Source organism: Faecalicatena orotica (assembly GCF_905197545.1).
Taxonomy (GTDB): Bacteria; Bacillota; Clostridia; order Lachnospirales; family Lachnospiraceae; genus Faecalicatena_A; species Faecalicatena_A orotica.
In genome coordinates this window covers 62,163-74,483 of record NZ_CAJJZH010000013.1, presented here as the reverse complement: position 1 = coordinate 74,483, position 12,321 = coordinate 62,163, and the positions used below count along the sequence as shown (strand labels likewise).

Genomic DNA, 12,321 nt, shown 5'->3' with positions numbered 1-12,321 from the left:
ACGCTTAATGCTCCATATATTGGAAAAAAATCTCCCGCACTTTTTTTATGCGGTGCTTGCTGACAGGTATGCACCTTCCATCTACAAGCTCGAGATGGGAGGTGCAAAGTATCCTGACATAGCGGCAGTTCACCAGAAAACTCTGATGGCACCGGATGAATTTGTGGCCGGTAAGCATCATTTCCAGTTTTTCCATAGTAATCGGCGTATCCCATTCCTCTTTTTCCTGTGTAATCCGGGACTTCCTGCCTTTAATCTCAATGTAATATATCTCCTTGGGCGCAACTTTCCTCACTCCACCATTGAAAGGAACAAGCATTTCTTCATTATCGCTCCCCTGTTCATAGCAAAATGCCACCGCTTCCCTGAGACGTTCTTTATCGACAGGCTTTGCCAGATAACGGGCAGCAGCCACTTCATATCCACGCAGGGCCATCTCCCGGTTACTGGAAATAAACACAATGGGAATCTTGCGTTTATCTTCCCTGAGATAACGGGCAAGTTCCATGCCGTCCTGTCCGGGCATCATAACATCAAGCAGAAGCATGTGGTACTGCTTCCCCTCCTGCATTGTTTTTAAAAGTTCTTCCGCATTTCCAAAACAGGATATTTGCGCATTTATCTGATCTAAATCACAGACCTCTTTTGTCATATCTGCAATAGTATCTCTGTCCGGCAGTTCATCATCACAAACAGCTATATTAAAGATTGGTTCTTCCATCTGCATACCTCGTATCGACTTTTGTTTCTTCATTATAGCATTTCTTGTCCGCTCTTTCCAACCAGAGATTTGGTAAATTTTTATCTCCGGACCGCTAAAACTGCAATCCCCTCTTTCCCGGGCAGTTGAAGCTGTGTGGTCCCGCTTGCCTCTTCAATTAGTGTCTCCCTCGTCATATCCCAGACGTCGATCACCTCGATCCGGTACTTCTTATCCTTTGGCAGGTGGATGGAAGATACCCTCGCACACTGTCTCGCATAATACTTGAGGAATACTTCCTCCCCGCAGCACCCGCTGTACTGCGCATTTTTCATCTGAATAATCTCTCTGTTTTCTCCATCCAGAGAACCCATCAGTTTGAAAAATGGATTATCCTCCATGCTGCCGGTCTTTTCTTCCGTAGCATTTTCAAAGTCTTCCCAGAACGGTTCATCCCACGGAGTCATGCAGGCTGGAAGGCCATACATCAGATCTTTTAAGAATGCAATCCTCTTTGGACTTTCTCCTTTCAGCTTTCCGCCTTTCGCCCACCACAATACATCCTGATCGTCTAAAAAAGTCTCGCCGTGGGTTACATATGCTCCTTTCGCACAGGCACACCAGAAGCGGTTCACCATCTCAAAGCCGGAAATATTGCCCCATTCATGCTGTAAATCACCTTCGTAGCAGCACTCATCAAAAACGACAGGTTTCCGGAAGCGCTTCTGCCATTCGTCAGCCTTATACATCGCAATTGTCTGTACACAGCAGTGTGTCACTGCCGGTCTGGAAAAGTCATAAAGCTTCATACAGTTATGGTTGCTTAACAGATGGTGGTAAGGGTCCTCTTCGGTGATAATACGTTCTATCTCATACCAGTCTTCTATCGTATGGTTGAACATAATATCATACTCGTTTGCCATACTCCACCATATGTACGGGTAAGCCGCAAGCCTGCGCATGACGTAATCAAGATATACCCTGCATTCTTCCATATTCAGGAAGGCAAAGCCCCACCGGTCATATGCGTGAAAAAGAATCAGGTCTGTCTCAATCCCCATCTCTCCCATTCTCGTAACAATTTCCTCAAAATGTTTCCAGTAGGCAAGACACGGGTGGTGGACATCCCAATTCCCCTCTGCGTCTTTCTCAAACGGATAAAATTCGGGATCGTTGTGGTTGTAGTCATAATGCTTCGGAAAAATACAATGCCTTACTTTGTTAAACGGAGCCTTTTCCAGTGACTCCAGCGTCTGTGTAATGATATCTTCCGTCTGGTGTGCCAGTGCATAAATGGTGGTGCCAAAAGGAAGGTACTTCGTTCCGTCTTCATACTCAAAATGAGTCCCCACTGCCTGAACCATACCGTGGCTTTTGTCCGATGCCGTACATTCCTCTGTACCTTCCGCCTGTACAACCCCCTCCACTTTCCAACTGTAAGTTCCTGTCTGCTGTGGCAGGAAACGCACTTTATAAATCCCGTCACCATCATAGAACCCTTTTACCGTTTTTTCATCATCACCGCACCGAAAAACAGCGGCAACATCTGCCTCCGCCCGGGACCCTTCCGGTGCAGGCCCGCTGAACTTAAGTTCAAACATTTCATAACACTTCATACATATTTCCTCCGTCTTTTGCTATAAATATAAGCTCTATTAAGTAGTATAATGTCTTTTTCACTTAACCTCAATTTGTAGTTAAGTGCTTTTCACTGAATTTATACTTAATCGCATCTTTCCTTCATTTATTTACAGATCAAAAAGTTTCGCTTATAATTAGAATGTAATCCGATACAGGAAAGAGGAGGGCCGCCATGAATCACAGCTCATACACCAAACAGCGTATTTTCAATGCTTTTAATGAATTGCTGGATCACACACCGTTCGAAAAAATCACGGTAGAAATGATTATCCGGCAGAGTGGTGTCTCCAAGTCCACGTTCTACCGGCATTTTCATGATAAGTATGATGTATTAAATTTCAATTCAATGGCACTTGCCGAGCGCCTGATCGGACAGAGGGTCTGTCACAGCTGGAAAGAGTTCCTGTTTCACATGTTCAGGGGGATTTCGGAAGATTCCCGTTATTACCGCCGGGCATTCCGCTCATCGGGCCAGAATGCACACTCCGGGTTCTTATATTCGTATTCCTTTGGAATCGTTGCAAACTGTTACCTGACTACTACAGGGAAAAGTGAGCTCTCGGTCCGCGACCGCTATTCCATCAGCCACTACTGCCACGGCTGTGTGGGGATTCTTCAGGAATGGCTTAACGATATGGATGCATTGACGCCCGGGGACATGGCTGAGATCTTTTATGAGGCAATGCCGGAATACCTGAGAGATACATGGGTTGATATAAACAACAGCCGCCCCTGGATATAAACTCCAGAGGCGGTATTTTTTAGTCACATCTACCACACTTCAATATTTTTTATAAAACACTCCCTCCCGGTCAGCAGTTCCAGCAACTGATTTTCTTTACAGGAGGGGCATCCTTTCGCCTCCTCAAATTCCCCAAGGCTGAAGGATTCTCCGCAGACATGGCACAGGTATCTTGCCGGAAGGATTTCGATCTTCAATTCTGTATTCTCAAACAGAGGATTTCTCTCTGCTGCCGCCGGAAAACATTTCTCCAGATACTCCGGGATCACAGAACTGATTTCCCCGATCTGCATGGTGATGGCTTTGATCTCTGTCAGCTGGTTTGCCTGTGCAACCTCCATCACTTTATCTGCAATACTAAGTACAATTCCAAGTTCATGCATGATTAATCACCTGCGTTTCACCAGTTCTTTTGCCTGTCTTGCTGCAATCTTTGCCCCTCTCTTTACAAGTGTGGGTGCCATGTGTCCGACAATCAGTTTCTCATACGGAACTTCATGCCCGTCATATCTGCGCTCCAGATGAATCGCATCAAACCTGCACTTTGTCGTGCAGATGCCGCATCCTACGCAGATATTCTGATCTACCACGGTTGCCCCGCAGCCAAGGCAGCGCTCTGTCTCTTTTTTCACCTGCTCCTCGGTAAATGTTCCTCGCAGGTCTCTCATCGTATGCTTTGCCTGTTCCGGGTCCGGGGCACATGGTCTTTCCCTCCGTGCATGGTCAAAGCTGTCCCATTCCACATTTTCTTTGTCTAATTCATGGTATTTGCCCGTCGGACGCCCGATGGTCAGACTCTGTCCCGGCTGTACGTACCGATGGATAGATTCGGCCGCTTCTTTTCCTGCCGCAATAGCATCGATGGCAAACTTTGGTCCTGTGTATGCATCACCTCCGGCAAAGATATCCGGCTCCCCTGTCTGATAAGTCCTCTCGTCTGCCATCACTGTCTGATTCCTGTTCAGCCTGACCCGGGTTCCGTCCAGCATGGTCCCCCACTGGATGGACTGTCCGATGGAAACAAGAATATTCTCACATTCTATCGTAACTGTATCATGTTCATCATACTGTGGGCTGAAACGGTGGTTTTCATCAAACACGGCTGTGCAGCGCTTGAATTCTATCCCTGTCACTTTTCCATCCTTTGTCAGTATCCGTTTTGGTCCCCAGCCACAGTTTAATGAGATTCCTTCTGCCTTTGCTTCTTCCTGCTCTTCCTTCTGTGCGGGCATTTCGTCCGCACTCTCCAGACAATACAGGGCCACTTCACTGCTTCCGGCCCGGACCGCCGTACGTGCCACGTCAATGGCAACATTTCCCCCGCCGACAACAACCGTCCTGCCTTCCAGCTTTGTTGATTCATCCTGACTGATATTTCTTAGGAATGTAACACCGGACAGCACGCCCCGGGCTCCTTCGCCCTCTACCTCCAGTTTTCTTCCTCCCTGGGCGCCGATTGCCAGATAAAACGCCTCATATCCCTGCTGCCGCAGTTCTCTAATGGTCACATCCCTGCCGACCTCAATTCCAGTCCGGAATGTAACGCCGATCTCACGCAGAACTTCGATCTCTGCATCCACCACATCCTTCTCCAGACGAAACGTGGGAATCCCCATTGTCAGCATACCGCCGGGCCGGTCATTTTTCTCGAATACGGTGACATCATATCCGCGTATCTGAAGATAATACGCACAGCTCATCCCTGCAGGGCCCCCGCCGATAACGGCGATTTTTTTCCCGTATTTTTCTCCCTGCGGATTCAGCATCTTTGGAATGAAGCGTGTCTCTGCCTTCAGTTCCTGCTCTGCAATAAACTTCTTAATCTCATCGATGGCTACCGGTTCATCCACATCTGCACGGGAACAGGCATCTTCACAGCGTCTGTTGCAGATATGTCCGCAGACCGCCGGGAATGGATTGTTTTTCTTAATCAGCTCAAGTGCCTCCATATATTTTCCCTGCGCGGCAAGCTTGATATAACCCTGTACGGCAATATGAGCCGGGCAATTGGTTTTACAGGGGGCGGTTCCATTTTCGTCAATCTCATTCCTGTTAAAACGGAACTCCGGGTTCCATCGTTTCTTGTTCAGCATCCACACATGGTCGTGCGGCGTCTCGGTTTCTTTTTCCGGGATCGGGGTCTTCGCACACAGTTTTCTCCCCAGATGGAGTGCATTCACCTGACAGTTTTCCACACACTGGCCGCAGGCTGTACACTTATCCACATCTATCTTGGAAACATAGTTAGATCTGTTGAAATCTGGTGACATATAATACTTTCCAACACGCAGGGAAAAACAGGAACAGGTGCAGCAGTTGCAGATGGCCACCGTCTTCCCCTCACCGTCCAGGTTCTGTATCTCATGCACCAGCCCGTTCTCTTCTGCACGCTTCAAGATCTCATAGGCTTCCTCTTTCGTAATTTCACGCCCTACACCGGTGCGTATAAAATAATCGGCGCCCTCGTCCAGCTGGATGCACATATCCTGCTCCAGATGGCCGCAGCCCTCGCCCATCAGCCTTCTGGAGCGCCGGCATGTACAGTCAGACACGCACAGCCGCCAGGCTTTTTCTATGTAGGACGATACTTCCTCGTAATCTGCAGCATGGCTGTCTCCATTGATTGCCTCCTCGACGGGTATGACACGCATCAGTCCTTTTCCAACCGGAACATTTGGTCCGAGCAGTTTGGTCCGTCTGCGGGTATATTCCTCGAAACACTCTGCCATCACCGGATATTTCTCTGCCTGCTCTTTGTTCGCAACCATCATCTCCATGATTCCCGGAACCCAGATCGGCAGCATGTAGTAGTCCGTCCCGTCTGCATGGTGTACACGCATCACACCTGTCACGGCCAGATCCCATAAAAGCTTTTTCGTCTCCTCCAGCGGTTTTTTACAGCGTGAGGCAATCTCATCTACGGTCATATTCTTACGCACCTTCGCCGCAAGCGCCACCTCCGCCATCTCGTCCGTCACCACCGGTTCCAGTATCCTGTATTCCGGATCATGAACCGTGATTCCCGTATACGATTTGGCTTCGACACTTATCTTCGTGGCCAGTTTCATAATCAACGGTCTCATAACTTAACTCCTTTCGTTTTGAAATATTCCATTCCCCGGCATACCTACAGGCGGCGGTCCCTCTTCCTGCTGTCATACACTTTATCCATGATCTTCTGCATCCCGGCCGCCAGTTTCATGTCCAGATTAAAATAGTATACAATCAGGCTGAGCCCAAACAGCACTGCAAAAACAACAACTACCGTTTTCAATATTTTACAGACTCTCTTCTTCATCGTCATCTTCCTTTCCCTTTTGCCAGACCTTTCTGCCTTGCATACTCAGCCGCCCCGAGTGCCCCCATCAGCTGCGGGTCTGTCTTTAGATCTACTACTTTTAGTTTCAGAACCTGCTCAATCGCCTTCTTCAGACCGTCATTTTTTGCACAGCCCCCAGTCAGTGTCACGCTGTCTGTGGCTCCGGCTTTCTTTGCCATAATGAAGCATCGCTTTGCAACAGAACGCTGGATTCCGGCTGCAATCTCATTCATGGGTTTTCCTTCTCCCACCAGTGTAATGACCTCGCTCTCTGCAAATACGGTACACTGGGCCGTAATCGGAATCACATTTTTGGCTGTCAGGGACAGTTTCGAAAAGTCCGGAAGTGACATCTCGAATGCATTTGCCATTGTCTCATAAAAACGCCCGGTACCGGCCGCACACTTATCATTCATGGCAAAATTCTTTACTGTTCCGTCTGTATCAATTGCGATTCCTTTGATGTCCTGCCCGCCGATATCGATGATAGCCCTGACTTTCGGGTCCGTCATATGCACACCCATAGCATGACAGCTGATCTCACTGATATTTTCCTGTGCAAAGGGCACTTTATTTCTCCCATATCCGGTTCCGATCAGGTAGGCCAGATCCTCCGGGGAATCGAGCCCCGGCACCTGTGCGAGAGTCTCCTCCATTGCCGAGCGCGCACTTTTTTCTGAATTCATTTTACTTTTCATCGTCGTATGGGCAGCCATATTTCCGTCTTCATCCAATATGACACACTTTGTATAGGTTGAACCAACATCACAACCGCCAAAATATTTTTTCATCACCTGTCAGCTCCTCTCTACCAGTTGTTTTCATCTTGAAACTCTTCCAGAGACTCATCCAGCGGCTCCTCTCTCAGCACCGTCCTCATATAACGGTTCACCTCGTCACGCATATCCTTGCGTCCCGCTTTTCTCGGGTCCATCAGGCCGTGTGTCACCCAGATCAGGTGCAGCCCGCGCTCTTTCGCCTGCTCCTCGAAGATTCCGTGGTAACCTGCCATTGCCTTACACCCGATATGTTCATACATAATGACCATGTCTGCATGAAATTCCTCACAAAACCGCCACAGATCATCCACACCGACTTCATATCCACCGTTGGAGCGGTTTCTCATATTCATCTTCATGTACAGGTCTGCCATGTCATACAGGGCCTGTTGTTTATCCGTGGTGCTGTACAGCTCTGTAGAGGTCAGGCTCAGCATGTCGATCAGCGGAAGGATGCCCCAGCAGTTCTGCAGCCAGATCGGAAATGCCGTATAGTACTGTGCCTGAACGCCCCACAACACCGCACGGTGACGAACCTCGGACACACAGGGAACCTTCTTCTCATATCCTTTATACGCCAGCTGCGTGATCTTTTGGTCATTCTCAAGGAAACGGGGATCACGGCCGCCTCCCACCTGATAATAGGCATCCCGGTACAGCGCCACATTATTCCCGATCACCTGCGGATGATTCGTTTTGGAAATATCCAGCCACTCACGGAACAGCTTCGTCTCCTCATTAAATGTTTCCATACACTTGAAGTAATGATCCCAGTCGAACGTTTCACCTGTCTGTTCTTCAATAAACCGGATGCAGTTTGCTACTTCTTCCGCGCCATATTCCTGCACGCTCTGCTGCATATGCCGGATTGGAACGGCAAGCTGGAACGACGGAATATTGAACCTTCTTGCCTCCACACCGTTCCCCATCAGACTGCCGTCACAGGTTGTATTGCAGTTCACGGCACACACACCAACAAGCGGGTAGTCATCATCAATCGCACAGCCCAGCTCCGCGGCCGGCATCGGACAGACATCGGAAGGCAGTCCAAACTCTTCTGCTACATCAATATAATGAAGGACACCATCCTGCGCTACCGTGGAAGGGGTATAGACGATCGGAATCTCCCTGCAGACCATTTTCAGATTTGGAAAACCGTTCATGATCTGCGACATCATATTTTCATCGAATACGACAAGCTTCTTGCTAAACTCTTCGTCATTGCCGCATTTCGGGTCGGCCCTGAACAAATCACTGATCGTATCGCAGACATGTTCCACAATAAAATCAAATTCCTGATGCGCGATACGCAGCTGCGGGCCCCTCAGTCCCTCTGTATGGCGGTCCACAAAATCCGGTACAGCCAGATAGTTCCCCATCCAGCGGTAGCGGAAAAAGCCTTTTAAGTTGGCCGGTTTTGCCATAAATTTTGCCATCACCGACCAGTTTTTCAGCCAGCGCGTATAGTCATACCATGTATCCGCTGCACCTCGCCATTCACGGCGTTTCTTCGTCCGTTTTCCGTAGTAGAGGCTGCCAAGCTTTTCACTGTTGATCTTCCTGCCCATCTATCTCCCTCCTTGTATCTTCTTGATTTCCACACTCTCCACAAATGCCTGCACTCTGGTGCGGAGCTGTCCCGAGCTCCCCACAACATACGGCCTGTCAATAGAAAGGACCGGATACCCATATTCCTCATGCATAATATGGCTCGCTGCCATCCTCTCATATCCCCAGTAATCACAGAACTTCATTTGTTCATAAATGATCCCGTCCGCATGATATTCTTTCGCAAGCCGGTCTGCATAATCTTTGCGCTCCTCCACCTTTTCCGTGTTCATAAAACGCGGGCACTGTCCGGTCACCATATAGTGGCGGCAGATCTGGGTCAGCAGGTCTTCCCCCTCGCAAATCTTGATTTCATCCCGCCCCGGAAAAGAACCGAAGCAGTGTCTGTCTGCCACGATCAAAGCACCGTTGTCTTCAATCAGTTTTATAAAATCCAGATCGTCAATCTCAGATCCTGCAAGCAAAACCCTGATCCGGTAAGTTTTCTCCTGATCCGGCTCTCTTTCGCGTACTTCCTCCAGAGTCTCTTCCAGAATCGGGAGAAGCATATCCTTCGGACAGCAGTAAGTTGCCAGACAGAATATGTAGAACTCGTAGCCCGTTATACGGGGGTATTCTTCCTTCCTGAATTCTCCAAGTTCACGGATCAGACGGCATACTTTATTATGCTGTTCCACTGCTTCAAGAAGCGCCGCATCCGAAACATCAATGCCATACACATCATGGAGCGGCTCCAGCACACGCAGCCTCATCTGCCTTACATAATGCTTCAGCGCCGTTTCATCCGACTTCATCGGTACGTCTGAATATGTAACGAAAAACTTCTCCTTCTCACAGGTCTTCAAAAGTTCCATGTTTTCTACACAGCGGTTCATGGCCGCACATGCATCCGGTGCAATGATACAGTCCAGAAAATTATAGCCGCCCTCCACCGCACGTTCCACAAGGGCCCGGCAGTACTCGCACAGCAGACTCGTCATGTAATATGTCCCGATCTCTATAGATCCGGTCCGTGGTGCCCTTAAACGCACGGAAAAACACCCGGGCAGGTTCAGCAGTACTTCCGGTATCATACTGCACACGTCCCCGACCGCAATCTGTCCCTTTTCGCACGCCGCTTTCACCAGATCATTGTTGCACTCCTGAAGCAATTGCTCCAAATCATACAGATGCTTCAAATCTTTCATAAATACGATCGCCTCCTTTTTCTGTTCATGTAAATCCCCGTTACAGTGTAACTGTTCAGGACCATGAACAGTTACGCCGCAAGCCCATGAAAATCGCCTTTGGCGATGGGGCTTGCTTCTGGCTGTTCTACGTTTTCGTACGAACTGTGCAGTAAATGCACAGTCCTGTACTGAACAGTTACGTTACAGTTTCAATGCCTCCAAAATCTCGTCCGCCCCTTTCATCAGCAGGGAATCTTCCGGCAGTTCGAATACACTTTTCCCCTGAATATCATTCACAATCTGGGCCTCATCATTTTTAATCTGTATGAATGGTTCATCCGGAAACGGGCTCTCCATTGGAATAACGGTCTGTGTAATCCGGTTGACCGCAACCCCCAGCTTCTCATACATCACGAGCCGGTCGGCAACCTCCTTGATCGTCTGGATAACCTGCATCCCTTTCCTGCTCTGGTCGGTTATGAGAAGCAGGTGTGTCACCTGTTCCATGACGCGCCGGTTCACCTGCTCGATCCCGGCCTCCCCATCAATCACCACATAGTCGAACTGCCCCGCCAGCATGGAAATTACATCCCTGAGATAAGAATTAATGGCACAATAACAGCCGGACGATTCGGGCCTTCCGATTGCAACAAACGCAAACCCGTTTTTTTCATCCATCATATCGAGAATACGGAACTTCGCCTCCGATAGGATATCCTGTGTTTCCTTCAGTTTCTCCGATACCCCGTCCGTAATCTCCAGACGGATATCATCCAGTGTCTCCTTAACCTCTGCATCAAGGGCTGTCGCAAGCCCCACTGCCGGGTCCGCATCAATCGCAAGTACCTTTGCCTCCGGATACCGTTCTGTAAGCCTGCGCACGAGCGCTGCCGCAAGAGAGGTCTTTCCCACGCCGCCTTTACCTGTGACGGCTATTACTTTTGCATTTCCTTCCATTTTGCTCTCCTTTGCCTGTTTAATCCGCACTAATGTTCTACCGCTTCTTTTGATGCAGTGCACGCATCCCCTCCACTTCATCACAGATTACTTTCAAATCACATGTTCCACAGTTCATCGGCATCCCCTTTAAAATATGGTTCAATGCTTCTGTCACCGCCTCCGCCTGCCCTGCCTCCTTTTGAAACGGTACAAGCGAATACAGTCCGGTCAGAAACAGAACCTGTACAGATTGTATTCCCGGATTTTGCAGGTACTTTCTGATATATACAGCTCCAAGCTTTTCAAAACTAATCCCCGCTTTCAAAGCCTCCCTGCTGACTCTTGCCTGCTCCTTGCTGCTCTTTGCCGATGTTCTGACCATATATCCCCTCGGATAGACGTGGTACCTGACATATTCCAGATCACGGATAAACCGATAAGCCGCCTCCTCATTAAGTCCCTCCCAAACCGACGGATCAGCAGTAAGAAAAACAATCCTCGCAAACGATGCATCCCCCTTCAGTTCACTTAATTCCGGCCCATAAAGAAGCACTTCATTTTTTCCGCCTCCATCCAAAGCAGAAGTCACACATGTGTAATTGACAGATTCACAGTTACCTCCGCCCAGTTCAAAAGCGGCATCACGCAGCATGATCATTTCCCCCGAAGCAGTCTCCTCCCAGCACTTCTTCTCATCGTACGGATAACAGCGAGGTGTGTATGCCGATAAATATTCCCTCGTGTTTCGAATAATTTCATCGTATAATTCCATCTCATCCCCCTTACTTTTAAGCATATTTACCGAATTTACTTTCTAATTTCATGCTAACACGGGGTAAATGCACAAAAAAGGAACGAATCCACTGATCCGTTCCTTTTTGGGACTATTTGAGGGATTCGTTCCTGTTTATATTCTGGCATCTTTCCCGTCCAATCTCTTCTCCATCACTTCATAAACAAGCACAGCATCATTCATCACACCCATCCGTTCATGCTTTACTGTATGATACCCCGATTTCTCATATAAACAGCATGCCGGCAGTGACGCATCGACCAGCACACTGTCATACTTTTTTCCGATCTCTTTTTCGAGCTTCTCTATTAAAAAGGTTCCATATCCATTCCCCTGATACTCAGGAAGTATATAAACTCTGGTGATATGGTTTTCTTCTATGCTTCCGGTCCCTATAACCTGCCCATCATGTACCAGCACCCAGACATTTCCATCGGCAATATCCTTCATGACTTTCTCTTCACTATGGAACAGCAGGAAAAAAGTAACCACCTCTTCCGGATAATATCTAGGATATACTTCTTTCACCGTTTTAGACACTACATTTATAATCACGTTAGAATCTGACAATTTTTTTATGTTCCTTATCTCCAATTTTCCACCAGCCCCGTGGCTTCTGCTCATAACGATATTCCCCTTTCTCAAAATCCCGTCTTACTTTTTCTGTCCT

Annotated in this window: 12 protein-coding genes; 1 reads left to right on the top strand and 11 read right to left on the bottom strand. The window is 48.4% G+C overall.

The window, feature by feature from the left end; genetic code table 11:
- Nucleotides 1–4: 4 nt before the first annotated feature.
- Together ABIN22_RS21090 and ABIN22_RS21085 are read right to left on the bottom strand one after the other, a co-directional pair.
- Nucleotides 5–754, bottom strand: a complete 750-nt coding sequence (locus tag ABIN22_RS21090) for a LytR/AlgR family response regulator transcription factor (RefSeq protein WP_346911012.1) — start codon at nucleotides 752–754, stop codon at nucleotides 5–7.
- Between the two features lie 47 nt (nucleotides 755–801).
- Complete coding sequence (locus tag ABIN22_RS21085) at nucleotides 802–2,316, bottom strand: apiosidase-like domain-containing protein (RefSeq protein WP_118621765.1); 1,515 nt, start codon at nucleotides 2,314–2,316, stop codon at nucleotides 802–804.
- A 197-nt stretch (nucleotides 2,317–2,513) separates the two neighbouring features.
- On the opposite strand from ABIN22_RS21085, the gene ABIN22_RS21080 reads away from it, so the two are divergent.
- Nucleotides 2,514–3,083, top strand: coding sequence for a TetR/AcrR family transcriptional regulator C-terminal domain-containing protein (locus tag ABIN22_RS21080; protein ID WP_109731374.1), 570 nt, complete (start codon nucleotides 2,514–2,516; stop codon nucleotides 3,081–3,083).
- A gap of 29 nt (nucleotides 3,084–3,112) precedes the next feature.
- Here ABIN22_RS21080 and ABIN22_RS21075 read toward each other — a convergent pair whose 3' ends face one another.
- The 9 genes from ABIN22_RS21075 to ABIN22_RS21035 form a co-directional block, all read right to left on the bottom strand.
- Nucleotides 3,113–3,466 carry a hydrogenase maturation nickel metallochaperone HypA/HybF gene (locus tag ABIN22_RS21075; RefSeq protein ID WP_346911009.1) on the bottom strand — a complete coding sequence of 118 codons (354 nt, stop codon included), beginning with the start codon at nucleotides 3,464–3,466 and terminating at the stop codon, nucleotides 3,113–3,115.
- A gap of 6 nt (nucleotides 3,467–3,472) precedes the next feature.
- Complete coding sequence (locus tag ABIN22_RS21070) at nucleotides 3,473–6,166, bottom strand: FAD-dependent oxidoreductase (RefSeq protein WP_346911007.1); 2,694 nt, start codon at nucleotides 6,164–6,166, stop codon at nucleotides 3,473–3,475.
- A 44-nt stretch (nucleotides 6,167–6,210) separates the two neighbouring features.
- The gene (locus tag ABIN22_RS21065; protein WP_181368677.1) at nucleotides 6,211–6,381 is read right to left on the bottom strand and encodes a hypothetical protein; all 171 of its coding nucleotides are present in this window, start codon (nucleotides 6,379–6,381) and stop codon (nucleotides 6,211–6,213) included.
- 2 nt (nucleotides 6,382–6,383) lie between these two features.
- Complete coding sequence (locus tag ABIN22_RS21060) at nucleotides 6,384–7,193, bottom strand: acyl-CoA dehydratase activase (RefSeq protein WP_346911005.1); 810 nt, start codon at nucleotides 7,191–7,193, stop codon at nucleotides 6,384–6,386.
- A gap of 17 nt (nucleotides 7,194–7,210) precedes the next feature.
- Entirely contained in the window at nucleotides 7,211–8,749 is a 1,539-nt protein-coding gene (locus ABIN22_RS21055) for a 2-hydroxyacyl-CoA dehydratase family protein (protein WP_109731378.1), read from the bottom strand.
- A complete protein-coding gene (locus ABIN22_RS21050) occupies nucleotides 8,750–9,937 on the bottom strand; it encodes a 2-hydroxyacyl-CoA dehydratase family protein (RefSeq protein WP_118621761.1) in 1,188 nt (395 codons plus the stop codon).
- A 183-nt stretch (nucleotides 9,938–10,120) separates the two neighbouring features.
- Nucleotides 10,121–10,876 carry an AAA family ATPase gene (locus tag ABIN22_RS21045; RefSeq protein WP_118621760.1) on the bottom strand — a complete coding sequence of 252 codons (756 nt, stop codon included), beginning with the start codon at nucleotides 10,874–10,876 and terminating at the stop codon, nucleotides 10,121–10,123.
- 37 nt (nucleotides 10,877–10,913) lie between these two features.
- The gene (locus ABIN22_RS21040) at nucleotides 10,914–11,630 is read right to left on the bottom strand and encodes a hypothetical protein (RefSeq protein WP_346911003.1); all 717 of its coding nucleotides are present in this window, start codon (nucleotides 11,628–11,630) and stop codon (nucleotides 10,914–10,916) included.
- A gap of 135 nt (nucleotides 11,631–11,765) precedes the next feature.
- The gene (locus tag ABIN22_RS21035; protein WP_346911001.1) at nucleotides 11,766–12,296 is read right to left on the bottom strand and encodes a GNAT family N-acetyltransferase; all 531 of its coding nucleotides are present in this window, start codon (nucleotides 12,294–12,296) and stop codon (nucleotides 11,766–11,768) included.
- Nucleotides 12,297–12,321: the final 25 nt, after the last annotated feature.